This is a genomic window from Bradyrhizobium shewense (assembly GCF_900094605.1).
Taxonomy (GTDB): domain Bacteria; phylum Pseudomonadota; class Alphaproteobacteria; order Rhizobiales; family Xanthobacteraceae; genus Bradyrhizobium; species Bradyrhizobium shewense.
In genome coordinates, this window is record NZ_FMAI01000019.1 from 21,285 (window position 1) to 40,914 (window position 19,630).

17 protein-coding genes and 1 pseudogene are annotated in these 19,630 nt (G+C 64.8%); 11 read left to right on the forward strand and 7 right to left on the reverse strand.

Annotated elements, in window-relative coordinates; all coding sequences use genetic code 11:
* Positions 1-37: 37 nt before the first annotated feature.
* Positions 38-1,003, reverse strand: a complete 966-nt coding sequence (locus GA0061098_RS29720; protein WP_165637687.1) for a Bug family tripartite tricarboxylate transporter substrate binding protein — start codon at positions 1,001-1,003, stop codon at positions 38-40.
* Between the two features lie 196 nt (positions 1,004-1,199).
* On the opposite strand from GA0061098_RS29720, the gene proB reads away from it, so the two are divergent.
* The 10 genes from proB to GA0061098_RS29770 all read left to right on the forward strand — a co-directional run bounded on the left by proB (position 1,200) and on the right by GA0061098_RS29770 (position 11,062).
* A complete protein-coding gene (proB, locus tag GA0061098_RS29725) occupies positions 1,200-2,321 on the forward strand; it encodes a glutamate 5-kinase (protein WP_091965118.1) in 1,122 nt (373 codons plus the stop codon).
* Positions 2,322-2,539: 218 nt separating this feature from the next.
* A complete protein-coding gene (locus tag GA0061098_RS29730; protein ID WP_091964917.1) occupies positions 2,540-3,835 on the forward strand; it encodes a glutamate-5-semialdehyde dehydrogenase in 1,296 nt (431 codons plus the stop codon).
* Between the two features lie 20 nt (positions 3,836-3,855).
* Positions 3,856-4,500 carry a nicotinate-nucleotide adenylyltransferase gene (locus GA0061098_RS29735; RefSeq protein ID WP_165637688.1) on the forward strand — a complete coding sequence of 215 codons (645 nt, stop codon included), beginning with the start codon at positions 3,856-3,858 and terminating at the stop codon, positions 4,498-4,500.
* A 223-nt stretch (positions 4,501-4,723) separates the two neighbouring features.
* Entirely contained in the window at positions 4,724-5,080 is a 357-nt protein-coding gene (rsfS, locus tag GA0061098_RS29740) for a ribosome silencing factor (RefSeq protein ID WP_018318847.1), read from the forward strand.
* 112 nt (positions 5,081-5,192) lie between these two features.
* The gene (rlmH, locus tag GA0061098_RS29745) at positions 5,193-5,675 is read left to right on the forward strand and encodes a 23S rRNA (pseudouridine(1915)-N(3))-methyltransferase RlmH (RefSeq protein WP_091964919.1); all 483 of its coding nucleotides are present in this window, start codon (positions 5,193-5,195) and stop codon (positions 5,673-5,675) included.
* 32 nt (positions 5,676-5,707) lie between these two features.
* A complete protein-coding gene (locus GA0061098_RS29750) occupies positions 5,708-7,036 on the forward strand; it encodes a murein hydrolase activator EnvC family protein (protein ID WP_091965122.1) in 1,329 nt (442 codons plus the stop codon).
* The gene (locus GA0061098_RS29755) at positions 7,033-8,391 is read left to right on the forward strand and encodes a S41 family peptidase (RefSeq protein WP_018318850.1); all 1,359 of its coding nucleotides are present in this window, start codon (positions 7,033-7,035) and stop codon (positions 8,389-8,391) included. The genes GA0061098_RS29750 and GA0061098_RS29755 overlap by 4 nt, the downstream gene beginning before the upstream one ends.
* 163 nt (positions 8,392-8,554) lie before the next feature.
* Positions 8,555-9,793: a divergent polysaccharide deacetylase family protein gene (locus GA0061098_RS29760; protein WP_091964921.1), complete on the forward strand. Its 1,239-nt coding sequence runs from the start codon at positions 8,555-8,557 to the stop codon at positions 9,791-9,793.
* A 73-nt stretch (positions 9,794-9,866) separates the two neighbouring features.
* Positions 9,867-10,373, forward strand: coding sequence for an RNA pyrophosphohydrolase (locus GA0061098_RS29765; RefSeq protein ID WP_091964923.1), 507 nt, complete (start codon positions 9,867-9,869; stop codon positions 10,371-10,373).
* Between the two features lie 188 nt (positions 10,374-10,561).
* Entirely contained in the window at positions 10,562-11,062 is a 501-nt protein-coding gene (locus tag GA0061098_RS29770; protein WP_091965124.1) for an RNA pyrophosphohydrolase, read from the forward strand.
* Positions 11,063-11,347: 285 nt separating this feature from the next.
* On the opposite strand, the pseudogene GA0061098_RS29775 reads toward GA0061098_RS29770, so the two are convergent.
* From GA0061098_RS29775 to GA0061098_RS29800, 6 genes and pseudogenes are all read right to left on the reverse strand, one after another.
* Positions 11,348-12,992, reverse strand: a pseudogene (locus GA0061098_RS29775) (adenylate/guanylate cyclase domain-containing protein).
* 161 nt (positions 12,993-13,153) lie between these two features.
* A complete protein-coding gene (locus tag GA0061098_RS29780) occupies positions 13,154-13,561 on the reverse strand; it encodes a F0F1 ATP synthase subunit epsilon (protein ID WP_091964925.1) in 408 nt (135 codons plus the stop codon).
* Positions 13,562-13,648: 87 nt separating this feature from the next.
* A complete protein-coding gene (gene atpD, locus GA0061098_RS29785; protein WP_028139206.1) occupies positions 13,649-15,091 on the reverse strand; it encodes a F0F1 ATP synthase subunit beta in 1,443 nt (480 codons plus the stop codon).
* Positions 15,092-15,143: 52 nt separating this feature from the next.
* Entirely contained in the window at positions 15,144-16,019 is an 876-nt protein-coding gene (locus GA0061098_RS29790; RefSeq protein WP_091964927.1) for a F0F1 ATP synthase subunit gamma, read from the reverse strand.
* Between the two features lie 144 nt (positions 16,020-16,163).
* Positions 16,164-17,693, reverse strand: coding sequence for a F0F1 ATP synthase subunit alpha (gene atpA, locus GA0061098_RS29795; protein WP_028139207.1), 1,530 nt, complete (start codon positions 17,691-17,693; stop codon positions 16,164-16,166).
* Positions 17,693-18,253 (reverse strand): F0F1 ATP synthase subunit delta, encoded by a 561-nt coding sequence (locus GA0061098_RS29800; RefSeq protein ID WP_018318859.1) that lies wholly within the window; start codon positions 18,251-18,253, stop codon positions 17,693-17,695. The genes atpA and GA0061098_RS29800 overlap by 1 nt, the downstream gene beginning before the upstream one ends.
* Positions 18,254-18,938: 685 nt before the next feature.
* On the opposite strand from GA0061098_RS29800, the gene GA0061098_RS29805 reads away from it, so the two are divergent.
* On the forward strand, positions 18,939-19,439 hold the full coding sequence (locus GA0061098_RS29805) for a septal ring lytic transglycosylase RlpA family protein (RefSeq protein ID WP_018318860.1): 501 nt from the start codon (positions 18,939-18,941) through the stop codon (positions 19,437-19,439).
* Positions 19,440-19,630 lie beyond the last annotated feature (191 nt).

The following is a 19,630-nucleotide window of genomic DNA, read 5'->3' on the forward strand; positions in this document are numbered from 1 at the left end:
CCGGCCATGACGGCCGAGTGTGGAGCGCGAGAGAGACCTAATTCTCGATCTTGTATCCCGTCGCCTTCACGATCGGTTGCCACAACGCGATGTTCGCTGCGAGCTCCTTTGTCAATCCTTCCGACGTCGAGCCGACCGGAATGAGGCCGATTCCCGTGAGCTTCTCCTTCACCTCGGGCTTGGCGAGCGCGGCGCTTGCGGCCGCGCCGAGCTTGCTGGCGAAGTCCGGTGGGTTGCCGGCCGGAAGCCACATGCCGTACCAGGCGTCGGCAACGAGATCGATGCCGCTCTCCTTCAGCGTCGGGACATCGGGCGCGAATGGTGAACGCTCCGCGCTCGCGACCGCGATGATCTTCACGCCCTTGGCGCGATGCTGCGGCAGCGCGTCGGCCAGCGTGGTGATCCCGAACGAGATGTGCCCGCCGATGATGTCGTTGAGGATCGGCGCACTGCCGCGATAGGGCACGCGGGTCAGGGGAATGCCGAGATCCTTCTCGAGCTTGGAGCCCATGAAATGCGGAATGGTGCCGTTGCTCGGCACCCCGAACGAGGTCTTGTCCGGATGCGCCTTCAGCCACGCCACGAAGCTCTTGAGATCGGTGGCATCGACCGCCGGGTTGATCACCAGCGCGAATTCGAACCGCGCCAGCAGCGACACCGGCACAAAATCCTTGCCGGTGTCGAAGCTCGGAATCGTCTCGACCATCGGCAGCAGGTACATGGTGGGCCCCGTCGTCACCAGCACCATGCTGCCGTCGGGGCTCGCGCCCTTTACCGCCTTGATGCCGATCAGACCGTCGCCGCCGGTGCGATTCTCGACCACCAGGGTCCGTTGCAGCACCGGCGCCATCTCCTGCGCCAACAGCCGGCACAGCGTGTCGCCGCCCGCCCCTGCCGCGAACGGAAAGATGATCTTGCTCAGCCCGGCCTGCGCATTCGCCTCGCCTGCCTGCGCCAGCAGCGGCAGGCTGATACATCCGGCCATGAATTTGCGGCGATCCATTCGCGTCCTCTCCAGCCCATTATTGGTTGGTGGCATTAGAACCGGGCCGTTGCCCAAGACAAGAGCCGTTTACCATCCCGGCCGCCTTGCGCCGGCCATCGTCCTGCTGCAAAAGCAGGCCTCGCTGGCGCTGCCTATCCGCTCCGCCGTTTCCGATGCAGAGCAATCCGTCCGACGCGCCAACACACATACACACATGGCCAGCCCCGAACTCAGTCAATTCCGCCGCATCGTCGTCAAGGTCGGCTCCGCGCTGCTGGTCGATTCCGACAAGGGCGAGGTGCGGGCGTCCTGGCTCGCCGCGCTCGCCGACGACATGGCCAAGCTGCATAGGGTGGGGCGCGACGTCCTCGTCGTCTCCTCCGGCTCGATCGCGCTCGGCCGCAGCCGCCTCAAACTGCCGCGCGGGCCGCTCAAGCTGGAAGAGAGCCAGGCCGCCGCCGCCGTCGGCCAGATCGCGCTGGCGCGGATCTGGTCCGAGGTGCTCGGGGCGCACGACATCGGTGCCGGCCAGATCCTGGTGACGCTCCAGGACACCGAGGAGCGCCGCCGCTATCTCAATGCACGCTCCACCATCGGCAAGCTGCTGGAGTGGCGTGCCATCCCCGTGATCAACGAGAACGACACGGTCGCCACCAACGAAATCCGCTACGGCGACAATGACCGCCTCGCCGCGCGCGTCGCCACCATGGCAAGCGCCGACCTGCTGGTGCTGCTGTCCGACATCGACGGGCTCTACGACGCCCCGCCGAAGAACAATCCGAACGCCAAGCTCATTCCGGTGGTCGAGAGCATCTCCTCGGAGATCGAGGCCGTGGCGGGCGACGCCGAGTCCGAACTGTCGCGCGGCGGCATGCGCACCAAGGTCGAGGCGGCCAAGATCGCGACCACCGGCGGCACGCATATGCTGATCGCCTCCGGCAAGATCGAGCATCCCTTGCAGGCGATCGCCGACGGCGGTCGCTGCACCTGGTTCCTGACGCCGGCCAATCCCATCACCTCGCGAAAGCGCTGGATCGCGGGCACGCTGGAGCCGAAGGGCACGCTGACCATCGACGCCGGCGCAGTGACGGCGCTGCGCGCCGGCGCCAGCCTGCTGCCGGCCGGCGTGATCAAGGTCGAGGGCCAGTTCGCCCGCGGCGATGCCGTGATCGTGCGCGGCCCCGACACCAGCGAGGTCGGCCGCGGCCTGATCGCCTACGACGCCGAGGTCGCCGAGCGGATCAAGGGCCGCTCCTCCCCTGATGTGATGACCATCCTCGGTATCAGCGGGCGCTCGGAGATGATCCACCGCGACGATCTGGTGGTGGGCGGGTAGAGGCTTTTTCCGTCATGCCCGGGCTTGTCCCGGGCATCCACGTTCTTGGTGCCGCGCGAAGGTCGTGGATGGCCGGGACAAGCCCGGCCATGACGTCGGGGGCTGGGCCAGTGGCCGAGCCCACCCCACCGGTCGAAGCCCTGCCATACCCTCCCTGCCCTTCGCAAAAGCGGGATTTCCGTGCTAGGACACCGCCTTAGCAGAAGGTTGAACCTCCCATGGCCGCCCCCCTCAAAGCCGTTGACGGCAATGCCGATCTCCAGGCGCTGATGTCCGATCTCGGAACCCGCGCCCGCGCTGCCGCGCGCGTGCTGGCGCTGGCGCCGCCGGAGCAGAAAAACCGGGCGCTGGAAGCCATGGAGCGGGCGATCCGCGCGAGCTCTGCGGCGATCCTCGCCGCCAATGCCGAGGACGTCGCGGAAGCCCGCGCCTCCGGCAATGCCACCTCCTCCTTCATCGACCGCCTGACGCTGACGCCGGCCCGCATCGAGGGCATGGCCGATGGCATCGGCATCGTACGCGGCATTGCCGATCCCGTCGGCATCGTCACCGAGAGCTGGCAGCGGCCGAACGGCATGAGGATCGAGCGCGTGCGCGTGCCGCTCGGCGTCGTCGGCGTGATCTTCGAAAGCCGTCCGAACGTTGCGGCCGACGCCGGCGTGCTGTGCCTGAAGTCCGGCAATGCCGTGATCCTGCGCGGCGGCTCGGACAGTTTTCGGTCCTGCCGCGCGATCCATGAATGCCTGGTGCAGGGCCTGCGCGAGGCGGGCCTGCCTGAAGCTGCGATCACGCTGGTCCCGACGCGCGACCGCGCGGCAGTCGGCATGATGCTCTCGGGCCTGAACGGCGCGGTCGACGTGATCGTGCCCCGCGGGGGAAAAAGCCTCGTCGCGCGCGTCGAGCAGGAAGCGCGCGTGCCTGTCTTCGCGCATCTGGAAGGCGTCAACCACGTCTATGTCGATGCCAGCGCCGACCTCACCATGGCGAAGTCGCTCGTGCTCAACGCAAAAATGCGCCGCACCGGGGTCTGCGGCGCGGCCGAGACGCTGCTGGTCGATCGCGCCGCGGCCGGCAAAAATCTGAAGCCGCTGGTCGAGATGCTGATCGAGGCGGGCTGCGAAGTGCGCGGCGACGAAACGGTGCAAGGAACGGATGCGCGCGTAAAACCTGCGAGCGAAGACGATTGGGACACCGAATATCTCGACGCGATCATCGCGGCGAAGGTGGTCGACGGTGTCGACGGCGCCATCGCGCATATTCAGAACCATGGCTCGCATCACACCGATGCGATCGTGAGCGCAGATGAGGCGGCTGCGAAGAAATTCCTGAGCGAGGTCGATTCCGCAATCGTGCTGCACAACGCCTCGACGCAGTTTGCCGATGGCGGCGAGTTCGGCTTCGGCGCCGAGATCGGGATTGCCACCGGCCGCTTCCACGCCCGCGGCCCTGTCGGCGCCGAGCAGCTGACGAGCTTCAAATATCGCGTTCACGGCACCGGACAGACGCGGCCGTAAGCAACGTCGCGGGGCGGGCATTGAGCAACAATTTCGTCGTGCCGCGTTTCGTGGCGCAAGCGGTCCCGCCCCACACGGAGGGCATGCGCATCGGCCTGCTCGGCGGCTCGTTCAATCCGCCGCATCAGGCCCATCGCGCAATCAGCCGGTTCGCGCTCCAGCGATTGCAACTCGATCGCGTCTGGTGGCTGGTGACCCCAGGCAATCCGCTGAAGGAGAACGGCAATCTGCATGAGCTCGGCGAGCGCATGCAGGCCGCGCGCGACGTCGCCGATGATCCCAGGATCGAGGTCAGCTGTCTCGAATCCGTCATCCGTACGCGCTACACTATCGACACGATCAACACCTTGCGCCGCCGCTTCTCGGGCCTGCGCTTTGTCTGGATCATGGGCGCCGACAACCTCGCTCAATTCCATCGTTGGCAGGACTGGCGGCGCATCGCCGGCCAGGTCCCGATGGCAGTCATCGACCGCCCGCCGCAGAGTTTTCGCGCCCTCGCCTCCCCCGCAGCCCAGGCGCTGGCACGCTACCGCCTGCCCGAGAACAAGGCGGCGCTGCTTGCGGACCGGCCGGCGCCGGCCTGGGTATTCCTGACCGGATTGAAGCTGAATCTGTCCTCAACGGGCTTACGGAACCCGGACGGGAGCTGGAAAGGTAAAATGTGAGGACCAGGGCGAGGATGTGGGGTGGGCTTTCGCCTCTCTGGCATATTGAAACCCTTAACCCCACATGATGTAGTGTAACCAGTGAGCGTCGGATTCGGCGTTCGCGATACAGTGAAAGGAATGGTCCCTGACCACATCTGTATTGTCCAAGTCAGCTTCGACGAAGTCTGTTTTACCCAAGGTTGCCAAGCCGGCGCGTAAAACATCAGCCAAAGCTGCAGCCTTGAAGGCGCAACCCGACGCCGACAAGACGCTGAGCCTGATCCTCTCCCGCCTCGAGGACATGAAGGCGGAAGAGACGGTCACCATCGACCTTCGCGGCAAATCGGCGTACTCCGACTACATGATCGTCACCACCGGCCGGGTGAACCGGCACGTTGGCGCGATCGCGGAAAACGTCGCCAAGGGCCTCAAGGAAAACGGCATCAAGAACATCCATGTCGAGGGCTTGCCCAATTGCGACTGGGTGCTGATCGATTCCGGCGACGTGATCGTGCACGTGTTCAGACCCGAGGTCCGCGAGTTCTACAATCTCGAGCGATTGTACACGCAGGGCCCAGGGGCGGCGAAGGCGATCTAGGCTGATCGAGCCGATTTCGAATCGGCTGACGCGCATGCTAGCGTCGTGCGCGCGCCATTTGCGCGCGGTCTTGAAAACACGACCCTGAAGATATCAGACCCCTGAAGATATCATGCGCGTTGCTGTCATTGCGGTGGGCCGGCTGAAGCAGGGCCCCGAACGGGAGCTTGCCGACCGCTATTTCGAGCGGTTCGACGAGGCCGGCCGCAAGCTCGGATTCCGCGAGCTCCTGATCCACGAAATCCCCGAGAGCCGCGCGCGCGACACCGCGACGCGGATGACCGAAGAGGCCGCCGCGATCTCCGCGCATATTCCGGACAAATCGATCCTGGTGGCACTGGACGAGCGCGGGCAAAATCTCGACTCCACCGTATTCGCACGGCATCTCGGGCGCTGGCGGGACGAGGGGGCCGGACATACTATCTTCATGATCGGAGGGGCGGACGGACTTTCGCCCGAATTGCGCCGTAAGGCCAAGCTCGCGATTGCGTTCGGCTCTGCGACCTGGCCGCACCAAATGGTCCGCGTCATGCTTCTGGAACAGCTTTATCGGGCCGCCACCATTCTGGCCGGCCACCCCTATCACCGCGCGTGATGCGCGCCACAACGAGCATCTTTGCCGACACGATGCGAGCGCCGCTCCTCAACCTGTTGCTGATCACTAGCGTTGCCGGCGCAAGCCTCGCGCAAGCCCAGACGGCAGCGCCGGCGCCACAGACTGCCGCCGTCTCGCCCGACGCCATCAAGCAGCGCGAGCAGGAGCTGGAAGCCGCGCGCGCCCGGCAGAAGAGCGCGGAAGAGGCGCAGGCCAAGCTCAAGGCCGAGATCACCTCGCTCGGCCAGGACCGTACCCAGCTCAATCAGCAGCTGATCGACACCGCCGCCAATGTACGCAGCGTGGAGACCAAGATCGACGAGACCGAAACGCGTCTGCGCACGCTCAACGGACGCGAGCAGGCGATGCGCTCCTCGCTCGATTCGCGTCGTGCCGACATCGTCGAGGTGCTGGCGGCGTTGCAGCGGGCCGGACGGCGCACGCCGCCGGCGCTGCTGGTGCGGCCCGAAGATGCGCTGCAATCGCTGCGCACGGCGATGCTGCTCGGCGCCGTGGTACCGGAGCTGCGCGGCCGCGCCGAAAAGATCGCAAGCGAGCTCGGCGAACTCGTAGCCTTGCGCAAGACCATCGCCACCGAGCGCGACCAGCTCGCCTCCGATCGCGACAAGGTTCGCAACGACCAGACCCGGCTCACCGCCCTCGTCGACGAGCGGCAGCGCCAGCAGGCTTCGCGGGAAAAAGACCTCGACGCCGAGAATTCGCGCGCCATCGCGCTTTCGAGACAAGTCGGCGATCTCCAGGGCCTGATCACCAAGATGGAGCAGGATCTGCAGAGCGCCGCCAAGGCCGCCGAGAAGGCAGCCGAGGCCGCAAGGCAGGCCAAGGCGGCGGCCGCCAGCGCCAGCGCCAAATCCGGCCCGGGCGCGTTCAAGGACCGGTCCCGGACCACCCCAGCGATCGTCTTTGCCTCCGCCAAGGGTCTCCTGCCTCTTCCAGTTAACGGTAACAAGATCAGGGATTTCGGCGGTTCCGACGGGGTCGGCGGGGTCCAGAAGGGCATTTCGCTGGCGACCAAGCCCGGCTCCCAGGTCACAACGCCGTGTGACGGCTGGGTAGTCTATTCAGGCCCGTTCCGCAGCTATGGACAACTCTTGATCCTCAATGCCGGGGGCGGGTATCATGTCCTGATCGCCGGGATGGAGCGCATTTCGGTCAACATCGGACAGTTTGTGCTCACGGGGGAGCCGGTTGCAACCATGGGGTCGACCTCTCAGGTCGCTTCCATTCTTGCGACGAACGCGAGTCAACCTGTGCTGTATGTCGAGTTCCGTAAGGACGGCACTCCAATCGATCCAGGCCCATGGTGGGCCGCAAATGAAGGCGAGAAGGTTCGCGGATGATGCGCAAGACTTCAGTAATCCTCCTCAGCGCGGCCACCGGCGCGGCGCTGATGCTGTTCGTGACCCAGCCGCGCGCGGTGTTCATGGGCTCCAGCGCGCGAGCCGCCACCGCAGACACCTATCGCCAGCTCAATCTGTTCGGTGACGTCTTCGAGCGCGTGCGCTCCGACTATGTCGAGAAGCCCGACGACACCAAGCTGATCGAATCCGCCATCAGCGGCATGCTCACCGGCCTCGATCCGCACTCGAGCTACATGGATGCCAAGAGCTTCCGCGACATGCAGGTGCAGACCCGCGGTGAGTTCGGCGGCCTCGGCATCGAGGTCACGATGGAAGACGGCCTGATCAAGGTGGTCTCGCCGATCGATGACACCCCGGCTTCGCGCGCCGGCGTCATGGCCAACGACATCATCACCAATCTCGACGACGAGGCGGTGCAGGGCCTGACCCTGAACCAGGCCGTCGAGAAGATGCGCGGCCCCGTCAACACCAAGATCAAGCTCAAGATCATCCGCAAGGGCCAGGACAATCCGATCGACGTCACCCTGGTGCGCGACAACATCCGCGTCCGCTCGGTGCGCGCGCGCGTCGAGGCCGACGACATCGCCTATATCCGCATCACCACCTTCAACGAGCAGACCACCGAAGGCCTGAAGCGCGAGGTCGCCAACCTCTCGAACCAGATCGGCGACAAGCTGAAGGGCTACATCATCGACCTTCGCAACAATCCGGGCGGCCTGCTCGAGGAAGCGGTCACCGTCTCCGACTCGTTCCTGGAGAAGGGCGAGATCGTGTCGACGCGCGGCCGCAATGCCGAGGAGACCCAGCGTCGGACCGCGCATTCGGGCGATCTGACCAAGGGCAAGCCGGTCATCGTGCTGGTCAATGGCGGCTCGGCCTCGGCGTCGGAGATCGTCGCCGGCGCGCTGCAGGACCACAAGCGCGCGACCATCGTCGGCACGCGCTCGTTCGGCAAGGGCTCGGTGCAGACCATCATTCCGCTCGGAAGCGGCAATGGCGCGCTGCGGCTGACCACGGCCCGCTACTACACGCCGTCGGGCAAGTCGATCCAGGCCAAGGGTATCGTGCCCGACATCGAAGTGCTGCAGGACGTGCCGGACGAGCTGAAGTCGCGCACCGACACCAAGGGCGAAGCTTCGCTGCGCGGCCATCTCAAGAACGACGGCGACGAGAAGACCGGCTCGCAGTCCTACGTCCCGCCGGACGCCAAGGACGACAAGGCGCTCAAGCTCGCCGACGACCTGCTCCACGGCATCAAGAACAGCGCCTCCGCCGCGCCCACCCCGGGCGGCGACAACAAGGCCACGACCGACAAGCCGAAGGCGGCGAACTAAGTCGGCGCGTTACCGCGATCTGATGAAAAGGGCGGCTCCTCGGAGCCGCCCTTTTTGCTTGGAACTCCTGTTGCAGGTAACTCCTGGCATCCCCGGCCTATCCCGGCCTGCCGCCGCTTGACCCCGGCGTGGTATCGTCATTGGCAGTGATTCGGGATCGCGCATGACTGAAACGGCCGATGATCTGAGCGCCCCGCTCGGACAGGACAAGCCGCGCCGGAAACGTCGGCTGCGGCTGCCGTTCACGGCCATGCAGGCGCTTGCCGTGCTGCTCGGCCTGTTCCTCCTCACCTTTGCCGGCTTCGCCATCTTCAACAAGGATCCGCTCGGCGGCGAGCCGATGACGCGGATCGCCATCCGCGAGAACGGCGCCGACAAGTCTCCAGCCGAGAAGCCCGCCGCCGGCCACGGCCAGGACAGCAAGGAAGGTAGCAAGCAAGACGGCAAGCACGACAGCCAGGAGACGCCGAAGCAGGCCGCTCCCGGCGAGCAGAAGACCGTCACCATGATCGACGGCTCGACCGGCGCCCGCCATGACGTGGTGATCGGCGAGGATGCCGGCGACAAGGCGGGGGCGGCTTCCGCCCCGCCGCCCGTCATGGCCGGGATCAATCCAAAACTGCTGGAGAAGTCACGCTACGGCATGATCCCGGTGGTCGCCGACGGGCTGAAGCCGTTCAACGTCTATGCGGCGGACGCCGATCGCGCCAAGGCCGCCAAGATGCCGGTGGTCGCCATCGTGATCGGCGGCCTTGGCGTCGGCGCCGCCAAGACCACCGATGCCATCATGAGGCTGCCGGCGGCGGTGACGCTGGCCTTCACGCCCTACGGCACCGATCCCGGCAAGCTCGCCGAACGGGCCCGCGCGCAACGCCACGAGATCTTCCTCCAGATCCCGATGGAGCCCTACGACTTCCCCGACAATGATCCGGGACCGCAGACGCTGCTGACCTCGCTCAGCGCCGATCAGAACATGGACCGCCTGTACTGGCATTTCAGCCGGATGCAGGGCTACGCCGGTATCACCAATTTCATGGGCGCCCGCTTCATCGCGACGGAGCCGGCGATGCAGCCGATCATCCGCGAAGCGGCCAAGCGCGGCCTCGGCTTCTTCGACGACGGCTCCTCGCCCCGCAGCATCGCAGCCCAGGCCGCGGCGAACCAGGCTATGCCGTTCGGCAAGGGCGACATCGCGATCGACGTGGTGCCGACCCCGACCGAGATCGACCGCGCCCTGAACAAGCTCGAATCGGCGGCACGCGAGCGCGGCGCGGCTGTCGGCACCGCCTCCGCCCTTCCCGTCTCGATCGAGCGCATCGGCGCCTGGACCAAGACATTGGGCGACCGGGGTATCCTTTTGGTGCCATTGACAACCGCGATGCTGAAATCAAAATCCAGCTAAATCAACGGATTGGTACGGCACGGGTCCCGGGACCGGTCAAGCCTTACCGACAGCATGCGAGAGGTCTGGCGGAATGGCGCGTTACGAGGATCTGCCCTACCGGACCTGCGTCGGTGTGATGCTGATCAACACAGAGGGACGGGTGTTCATCGGCCGCCGCGCCGGCGGCATCGAGCATGTCGACGACACCCATGTCTGGCAGATGCCGCAAGGCGGCGTCGATCCCGGCGAGGACACCTGGGACGCCGCCAGGCGCGAGCTCTATGAGGAGACCAGCGTGCGCTCGGTCGAGCGGCTCGGCGAGGTCCCGGACTGGCTCACATACGACATTCCGCGCACGGTCGCCGGGCGCGCCTGGAAGGGCCGCTACCGCGGCCAGCGCCAGAAATGGTTCGCAGTGCGCTTCACCGGCAAGGACAGCGAGATCAATGTCGCCAATCCCGGCGGCGGCGGCCACAAGGCCGAATTCGTGAGCTGGCGCTGGGAGCCGATGAAGAATCTGACCGGGCTGATCATTCCCTTCAAGCGCCCGGTCTATGAGCGCGTGGTGCAGGAATTTTCCGCGCTGGCGGAGGATTGAGTCGGGTCACTTGCCGTCCGGCCCTCGGTCGTCATCCCCGCGAAGGCGGGGATCCATAACCCCAGGGGGAAATTGGGCAGGAGATGGCAATCACGGCCTTTCAACCAATTGCCGCCTGTGGTTATGGATTCTCAGATGCGCAATTGCGCATCCATAGCTCGCGCTCCGCGCGCCCCGGAATGACAGAGATGCCCAATCAAAAGCCCTACCGCCCCAACGTGGGGATCGCTCTCTTCAACACCGAAGGCCGCGTGCTGATCGGTCACCGCTTCAAGGGCGACGGGCCCGAGATCATCCTGCCCGGGCTCGACTGGCAGATGCCGCAGGGCGGCGTCGACGACGGTGAGAATTTGCGCGATGCCGCGATGCGCGAGCTCTGGGAGGAGACCAGCGTCACGAGCGCAGCCTATCTCGGCGAGACCGACTGGCTCACCTACGAATTCCCGCCCTATGACGGACCGCAGACGCACCGCCTCGCGAAATTTCGCGGCCAGCGGCAAAAATGGTTCGCGCTGCGCTTCACCGGCAAGGATGACGAGATCGACCCGCTGACGCCGCGCAACGGCCAGCCCGCAGAGTTCGACGCCTGGCGCTGGGAGCGTCTGGATCGTGTTGCCGACGTCGTGGTGCCGTTCCGACGTGAGGTCTATCAGGCCGTCGCGCAGCAGTTCGCGGCCTTCGCAAACTAAAACTGCGAAAACAACCCCATGCACAGTAGAACGGGGGTTGAAATGGTTGGAGATTTTTCGCCGGGAATTTTCGTGTGAGGGAGCACCAATCTCTCGTTCCCTCCCCTTGTGGGGGAGGGGCAGGGAGGGGGGTGCCACACGGGGATTCTCTCCGGCGCGCGCGTACCTCCGCGCATTCAACGATCGGCACCTTTTGTTGGGCTACCCCTCTCCCTAACCCTCCCCCACAAGGGGGGAGGGAACGCTCCTGTGTCGGCGCGCCAGTGGGGCCTTTATCGCATCACCCTAATTAATCGGTCCCACCGTGAACGGGCCGAGTGCGATGACGTGGCAGTCGCTGTCGCGCTTGGCGCAGTCGGCGAGCGCGGAAGAGACCGCGGCCTGCTCGTCGGCGGCCTTGAGGCCGAGGCCCGGGCGGCCCGCGGTGCCGACGGCAACCGCGTTCCAGCCCATGGCGTCACCGAGCTTGCGCACGACCTCGCCGCGCGCGTCCGCCACGATCGAGGCGTTGGAGGCGGCATTGAAGAAACCGGTGATCCTGAACAGCGTCGGGATCGGCACGACGAAATTGTCGTCGATCGCGACCACGAGGCACGCCACGCCGGCAATCGCGCCGCACGATTCCAGAGCGCCGCGCCGCGTCCTCCGGCGACAATGCGCCGAGCACCATGAAATATTGTCCGCCCGGGCCGAGCGCGACCGAGCGGGATTTCGCCGCCGGCACGAACATGTTCTCGAGCCGGACCTTTTGCGGATCGCGCACCATCGGAAAATCCTTCGATGCGAAGGTCCGCTCGGTCATGGCGTCATGCCGGAAATAGGGAGACGGCGGCATCGGCGGCTTGCCGTGCGCGTAGACGACGTTGTTGCCGACCGCATAGAGCTCGCAGCGCCGCGGCGATTGCGCGGCATCGGCGCGCTTCTGGCACTGCTCGATCGCAGTGTTGCGCGCGGCCTCCTCGTTCGGCTGGTTGAGGGCCGAGCCGGTGAAGCCGCCGACATTGAGCGCGAAGGCCTTGTGGTCGCCGGCCGTGGAATAGTCGCCGGCAAGGTAGTTGCGGACGCGCTCGTTGATGAAGGGCACGCTGTCGGCCGCAAACTTGCCGGCCATCGGCGCGGCCAATGGTGACGGCGCAGGCATCGGTGCCATCGCAGCGGCGGCATTTTGCGGCGCCATCGGCGACATCGGCGCTTTGGCCAGTTGGGTCGGCGCGGGGCTCGGCGCCGCGCTTGCGGCTGCAGCCGGGGTCGCTGCGACATTAGCGGTCTGCTTGAGCTTGGTGTTGTAGAGGAAGCCGGTGACCCCGATGGCGACGATCGAGACGATTGCGACCACCAGCGGCCACATCCACACCGGCGCCGTGGCGAGCTTTGAGCCCGCCTTCTTCAGCTGCGGCTTGCTATAGCTGCCGTCCTCGCGCCGCATCGCCACCATGTAGGCATGAACCGGCGTCGGGATGTTCTTGACCTCCTGCGCGCCGATATCGGCGAACTGCACCGAGAGCTTGTTGGCGACCTGCTCATGCACCGCGCGCGAGACGCAGATGCCGCCGACCTCGGCGAGACCCTCCAGCCGGGCCGCGATGTTGACGCCATCGCCGAGCAGATCGCCGTCGCGCTCGACTACATCGCCAATGGTGATGCCGATGCGGAACGACATCTGCCGGCTCGGCGGATAGGCCATGTTGCGGGTTCGCAAGGATTCCTGGATGTCGATCGCGCAGCGCACCGCATCGACCGCGCTCGGGAATTCCGCGAGCACGGCATCGCCCGCCGTATTGAAGATGCGCCCGCCGGCCCTCGCGATGAAATCGTCGACGACCTCGCGATAGGAGGCGAGCCGCCGGAGCGTCTCCTCCTCGTCTTCCGCGACCAGTCTCGAGTAGCCGGCAATATCGGCTGCGAAAATCGCTGCGATCTTGCGTTTCATCTGCGACCCGCCCCGGGAACAAATTCGCAAGGCAGAATGCCGTTATCGGCGGCGGGGTGCAACAAAGTTTCAGCGCCCGCCACGGGTGTGACGAGCGCTGCACTTGGTCAGGGAATGTCTTGCAGGATTCTCGTTCGAGCCCCGGAGCGGTACCCCGGGGCTTAGTGCATAGCCGTCGAGTTGAGCTGCTGCTGGATGCTCTTGAAGTGGTCGAGCCGCTCGATCGCCTGATCGAGCTCGCCGCCTTCATGCTCCTTCAGCCCCTCTTCCATCTCCGAGATCGTCGCCGCGAACTGGGCGCGGTCGAGCTCGGCCAGCGACGTCGCGACATCGGCGAGCACGGTCAGGCCCTTTTCGGAGACTTCGGCGAGACCGCCGAGGACGATGACCTTCTCATGGCGGCCGCCGGTGGTGATGGTGAGGATGCCCGGACGGATCGCAGCCACGACCGGCGCATGCCCTGCCAGCACGCCGAAATCACCCTCGACGCCGGGGATGTCGACCTGATCGACCTCGCCCGAGAATGCGAGCTTTTCCGGAGAGACGAGATCGAAGTGGAAGGTGGCCATAACAAACCTGCGAATGGTGAGTAGCGAATGGCGAGTGGTTGAAACAGGGAGCAGCTATTCGCCACTCCCTATTCGCTATTCGCCAGCTTAGGCGGCTTCCGCCGCCAGCTTCTTGCCCTTCTCGACGGCTTCTTCGATGGTGCCGACCATGTAGAAGGCCGCTTCGGGCAGATGGTCGTACTTGCCTTCCACCAGGCCCTTGAAGCCCTTGATGGTGTCGGCGAGCTCGACGAACTTGCCGGGTGAACCCGTGAAGATTTCGGCGACGTGGAACGGCTGCGACATGAAGCGCTCGACCTTGCGGGCGCGCGCCACCGTCAGCTTGTCCTCTTCCGAAAGCTCGTCCATGCCGAGAATGGCGATGATGTCCTGGAGCGCCTTGTAGCGCTGCAGCACCTGCTGGACCTGACGGGCAACCGCGTAGTGCTCCTCGCCGACGACCAGCGGGGAGAGCATGCGCGAGGTCGAGTCGAGCGGATCCACCGCGGGATAGATGCCCTTTTCGGCGATCGAGCGCGACAGCGTGGTGGTCGCGTCAAGATGCGCGAACGAGGTCGCGGGCGCCGGGTCGGTCAAGTCGTCGGCCGGAACGTAGATGGCCTGCACCGAGGTGATCGAACCCTTCTGCGTGGTGGTGATGCGCTCCTGCAGCGCGCCCATGTCGGTGGCGAGCGTCGGCTGATAACCCACCGCCGAAGGAATACGGCCGAGCAGCGCCGACACTTCCGAGCCGGCCTGGGTGAAGCGGAAGATGTTGTCGACGAAGAACAGCACGTCCTGGCCCTTGTCGCGGAAGTCTTCCGCGATGGTCAGACCCGTGAGCGCGACGCGGGCGCGGGCGCCGGGCGGCTCGTTCATCTGGCCGAACACCAGCGCGCACTTCGACTTGACGCTCGGATCCGGATTCTTCGGATCGGCGTTGACCTTGGATTCGATGAACTCGTGATAGAGGTCGTTGCCCTCGCGGGTACGCTCGCCGACGCCGGCGAACACGGAGTAACCGCCGTGCGCCTTCGCGACGTTGTTGATCAACTCCTGAATCAGCACGGTCTTGCCGACGCCGGCGCCGCCGAACAGGCCGATCTTGCCGCCCTTTGCATACGGAGCCAGGAGATCGACGACCTTGATGCCGGTGACCAGAATTTCAGCTTCGGTCGACTGGTCGGTGTAGCTCGGCGCGTCCTGATGGATGGGGCGCAGGCTTTCGGCGTTGACCGGGCCGGCTTCGTCGATCGGCTCGCCGATGACGTTGATGATGCGGCCGAGCGTGCCTTCGCCGACGGGAACGCGGATCGGCAGGCCGGTGTCGGTCACTTCCTGGCCGCGCACCAGACCTTCGGTCACGTCCATCGCGATCGTGCGCACGGTGGACTCACCGAGATGCTGCGCAACTTCCAGCACGAGGCGGATGTTGCCGTTCTTGGTTTCCAGCGAATTGAGAATGGCCGGGAGGTGGCCCTCGAACTGTACGTCGACGACGGCGCCCATGACCTGGGTGACGCGACCGACCGGGTTAGCTGCTGTAGCCATGAAGCTCTCCTTCGAAATTCTTTACTTGAACGACCGTCGTTGAGTTCGTGCGTCAGACCGCCTCGGCGCCGGAGATGATCTCGATCAGCTCCTTGGTGATCTGGGCTTGACGGGTTCGGTTGTAGATCTGGGTTTGCTTGCGGATCATTTCGCCGGCGTTGCGGGTGGCGTTGTCCATCGAGCTCATCTGCGCGCCGTAGAATGAAGCGTTGTTCTCCAGCAGCGCGCGGAAGATCTGCACCGCGATGTTGCGCGGCAGCAGGCCCGAAAGGAGTTCGTCCTCCTCCGGCTCATATTCGTAGGACGTCGACGGCGCGTTCGCCGCCTTCTCTTCCACGACCAGCGGAATGATCTGCTGCGCGGTCGGGATCTGGGCGATCACCGACTTGAACTGCGCGTAGAACAGTGTGCAAACGTCGAACTCGCCGTTCTCGAAACGGGCCAGCACCTTCCTGGCGATGTCCTCGGCGTTGACGAAACCGAGCTGACGAACGCTGCGCAGGTCGAGATGCTCGACGATCTGCTTGTCGAACTGGCGGCGGAGCTGCTCATAGCCCTTGCGGCCGACGCAGAAGAATTTGACTTCCTTGCCCTGCGCCATCAGCGCCAGGGCACGATCGCGCGCGAGGCGCACGATCGAGGAGTTGAAGGCACCGGACAGGCCGCGCTCGCCGGTGCAGACCAGCAGCAGGTGGACCTGGTCCCTGCCGGTGCCGGCAAGCAGCGCCGGCGCGCCGGGCGAACCGGCGGCAGCGCTGGCGATGTTGGAGATCACCGCGCTCATCTTGTCGGCATAGGGGCGCGCAGCTTCGGCCGCCTGCTGGGCGCGGCGCAACCTGGACGCAGCGACCATCTGCATGGCCTTGGTGATCTTTTGCGTCGCCTTGGTGGAGGCGATGCGCACGCGCATGTCTTTAAGTGACGCCATTCTTCGTTCACCCCGGCGGTTCGACTGATACGTCGGACCGCTAGCCTGTCCCGATCGCAATGCCCGGCCGGGCGCCGGGCACGCTTCTTATTGTCTTGCCTCTCGCGAAGCGATCATGGCCGGAAGACCCGGCCATGACGACGCTTAAGCGAAGCTCTTCGCAAAACCTTCGACCACCGACTTCAGCTTGGCAGCCACGTCGTCGGAGAGGTCGCGGGTGTCGCGGATCGAATTGAGGATCTCGACGTTCTTGCCGCGCAGCAGCGACAGCAGGCCGTCCTCGAACGCGCGCACCTTGTTGACCGGGAGCGGATCGAGATAGCCGTTGGTGCCGGCCCAGATCACGCAGACCTGCTCTTCCATCTTCAACGGCGCGAACTGCGGCTGCTTCAGGAGCTCGGTCAGGCGGGAGCCGCGGTTCAGCAGGCGCTGGGTCGAGGCGTCCAAGTCGGAGCCGAACTGCGCGAACGCCGCCATTTCGCGGTACTGCGCGAGCTCGCCCTTGATCTTGCCGGCAACCTTCTTGGTGGCCTTGGTCTGCGCCGAGGAGCCGACGCGCGACACCGACAGACCGACGTTCACCGCGGGACGGATGCCCTGGAAGAACAGGTCGGTTTCCAGGAAGATCTGGCCGTCGGTGATCGAGATGACGTTGGTCGGAATGTAGGCCGACACGTCGTTGGCCTGGGTTTCGATGACCGGCAGTGCGGTCAGCGAGCCCGAGCCGTGATCCTTGCTGAGCTTGGCCGCGCGCTCGAGCAGACGGGAATGCAGGTAGAACACGTCGCCCGGATAGGCTTCGCGGCCCGGCGGGCGGCGCAGCAGCAGCGACATCTGGCGGTAGGCGACGGCCTGCTTGGACAGATCGTCATAGATGATGACCGCGTGCATGCCGTTGTCGCGGAAGAACTCGCCCATGGTGCAGGCGGTGAACGGCGCGATGTACTGCATCGGCGCCGGATCCGACGCGGTGGCGGCGACGACGATCGAATATTCGAGCGCGCCCTGCTCTTCCAGCACCTTCACGAACTGGGCAACCGTCGAGCGCTTCTGGCCGACCGCGACGTAGACGCAGTACAGCTTGATGTTCTCGTCGGGCTGCGCGTTGAGCGGCTTCTGGTTCAGGATGGTGTCGAGCGCGATCGCGGTCTTGCCGGTCTGACGGTCGCCGATGATCAGCTCGCGCTGGCCGCGGCCGATCGGGATCAGGGCGTCGATCGCCTTGAGGCCGGTCGCCATCGGCTCGCTCACCGACTTGCGCGGAATGATGCCGGGCGCCTTGACGTCGACGCGCATGCGCTTGTCGGCCTGGATCGGGCCCTTGCCGTCGATCGGATTGCCGAGCGCGTCGACGACGCGGCCGAGCAGGCCCTTGCCGACCGGCGCGTCCACGATGGCGCGGGTGCGCTTGACGGTCTGGCCTTCCTTGATCTCACGGTCGCCGCCGAAGATCACGACGCCGACGTTGTCGGTTTCGAGGTTCAGCGCCATGCCGCGGGTGCCGTTCTCGAACTCGACCATTTCGCCGGCCTGGACGTTGTCCAGACCGTAGACGCGAGCGATACCGTCGCCGACGGACAGCACCTGTCCGACTTCGGAGACTTCAGCTTCCTGGCCGAAATTCTTGATCTGGTCCTTGAGGATCGCGGAAATTTCCGCGGCGCGGATGTCCATCAGCCTGCCTCTTTCATCGCGTGCTTGATCGAATTGAGTTTGGTGCGAAGCGAACTATCAATCATGCGGCTGCCGAGCTTGACGACGAGGCCACCGATGATCGAGGGATCGACATTCACGTTGAGCGCGACGTCCTTACCGGTCACCGACTTCAGGGCAACCTTGAGGGCGTCGAGATTCTTGTCCGAAAGCGTTTCCGCCACGGTGACGTCGGCCGTCACCTCGCCCTTGAACCTGGCGACCAGGGCCCGGTAGGCGCGAATGACATCGACCACCGCGAACAGGCGGCGATTGGCGGTCAGGACTTTCAGGAAATTGGCGGAGATGCCGGCGATGCCGGCCTTGGCCAGCACGGCCGAAAGGGCCTTGGACTGGGCATCGGCCGCGAAAACCGGACTGCGGACGAGGCGCTTAAGATCGGCGCTCTCGTTCAGCATGGCCTCGAATTTCTCGAGATCGGCTTTGACCTCATCGACCACTTTCTGGTCGCGGGCCAGTTCAAACAAGGCCGTTGCATAACGGCCGGACACACCTGAAACGGACGTATCTTCTGCAGCCACAGACGCGCTCTTTTTGCTGTCAAACTCGCAAGGGAAAAACCGTCGCCACAAAGCGGCGCCAAGCGATCCAAGCCCTTGGAATTCAAGCGGGACTTCGATTTCCGGCCGGCACGGGACGTGCCGGATCCGTTAAAATCGCGGCTTTGCTAACATAGCAGGCGCGCAGGTGCAACATGACGCCAAATTAAAGGCATGAGGTTCTGTCGCCAGTTCGTCGCACGCGGGATGCATCGATCACCACCTGATCCGACGACCGTATCAGAGACTTGAGCAAGGACATGGTGACGAGGTGCCGCGTCACGGAATTGTCGCGGGGGCTCTGCCGTGTCTCGCCTTGTTGGTTCCTGCTCTCAGCGCATAGCGGCCATGAACACGGATCGCTGAGGCGTGATTCCGGCCTCGCCAGCTCCACTCGCCGAATACTTACCCAATTCTAAATGCTCAAGATGATGACTTCGTTTTTACAGTATTTAGCAGTATTATATAGGTTAACAAATCGTTAAAAGCGAAGATTACGGAACATCGGCTGAATATCTGGTCACGGTAACAAGATATTTCATGACGACACAGAATGGATTTACTGCCCAATTCACGCCTCATTAGGAATCGAAACGCCAACCCGCTCACAAACTGATGGGGGCTCCACTAGCCACATGTGTGGCAATACTAGCTTAGGGACCACTAAATGCTGTCTTTGAAGACGCTGGGCTTTGTGACCCGGCCGCGCACGGCGATCGCTTTCATTGCCGCAACTCTTCTCATCGGTGGAACTGCCACCGAAGCTTCCGCCAAATCCCGGCATCACCGGCATCATCATCACCGCCACCACGCTCAGACCGATACCAACGCGACCTCCGATTGGCGCAACGCCAATGCGTCGATGACGCCGACCTCGGGCACGGGTCACAGCTTCTCCGGCATGGCCTCCTTTTACGGCAACGAGTCCGGCAGCCGCACGGCCTCGGGCCAGCGCTTCAACCAGAATGCTATGACCGCGGCGCACCGTTCGCTGCCGTTCGGCACCAAGCTGCGCGTCACCCACGGCGGCTCGAGCGTCGTCGTCACCATCAATGACCGTGGCCCGTTCATTCGCGGCCGGGTTCTCGACCTCTCCACGGGCGCTGCCCGCGCCATCGGCCTCACGGGTCGCGGCGTCGGCCGCGTCACCGCGGAAGTCGTCTCCTAAGGCGCGATAAAGCGTCCATCGAGCGCGCGCAGTTTTCATCAGTTTGATGCGCGCATGAAACAAGCCCGCGGTCTTGGGGGACCGCGGGCTTTTTTTATGGCCATCATCGCCGCTGGTGTCCCGGACAAGCTGCAACGCCGCTTGGCGTTGCGGCGCAGAGCCGGGACCCAGAAGCCGCGGGTTCCTTTGCG

Excerpts from the sequence above, each read along its gene's own strand:
- GA0061098_RS29720 (WP_165637687.1), bottom strand. The coding sequence starts at position 1,003 with ATGGATCGCCGCAAATTCATGGCCGGATGTATCAGCCTGCCGCTGCTG.
- GA0061098_RS29770 (WP_091965124.1), top strand. The coding sequence starts at position 10,562 with ATGCCCAATCAAAAGCCCTACCGCCCCAACGTGGGGATCGCTCTCTTC.
- GA0061098_RS29760 (WP_091964921.1), top strand. The coding sequence starts at position 8,555 with ATGACTGAAACGGCCGATGATCTGAGCGCCCCGCTCGGACAGGACAAG.
- GA0061098_RS29755 (WP_018318850.1), top strand. The coding sequence starts at position 7,033 with ATGATGCGCAAGACTTCAGTAATCCTCCTCAGCGCGGCCACCGGCGCG.
- GA0061098_RS29805 (WP_018318860.1), top strand. The coding sequence starts at position 18,939 with ATGCTGTCTTTGAAGACGCTGGGCTTTGTGACCCGGCCGCGCACGGCG.
- rlmH (WP_091964919.1), top strand. The coding sequence starts at position 5,193 with ATGCGCGTTGCTGTCATTGCGGTGGGCCGGCTGAAGCAGGGCCCCGAA.
- GA0061098_RS29750 (WP_091965122.1), top strand. The coding sequence starts at position 5,708 with ATGCGAGCGCCGCTCCTCAACCTGTTGCTGATCACTAGCGTTGCCGGC.
- atpA (WP_028139207.1), bottom strand. The coding sequence starts at position 17,693 with ATGGACATCCGCGCCGCGGAAATTTCCGCGATCCTCAAGGACCAGATC.
- atpD (WP_028139206.1), bottom strand. The coding sequence starts at position 15,091 with ATGGCTACAGCAGCTAACCCGGTCGGTCGCGTCACCCAGGTCATGGGC.
- proB (WP_091965118.1), top strand. The coding sequence starts at position 1,200 with ATGGCCAGCCCCGAACTCAGTCAATTCCGCCGCATCGTCGTCAAGGTC.
- GA0061098_RS29790 (WP_091964927.1), bottom strand. The coding sequence starts at position 16,019 with ATGGCGTCACTTAAAGACATGCGCGTGCGCATCGCCTCCACCAAGGCG.
- GA0061098_RS29765 (WP_091964923.1), top strand. The coding sequence starts at position 9,867 with ATGGCGCGTTACGAGGATCTGCCCTACCGGACCTGCGTCGGTGTGATG.
- GA0061098_RS29730 (WP_091964917.1), top strand. The coding sequence starts at position 2,540 with ATGGCCGCCCCCCTCAAAGCCGTTGACGGCAATGCCGATCTCCAGGCG.
- GA0061098_RS29780 (WP_091964925.1), bottom strand. The coding sequence starts at position 13,561 with ATGGCCACCTTCCACTTCGATCTCGTCTCTCCGGAAAAGCTCGCATTC.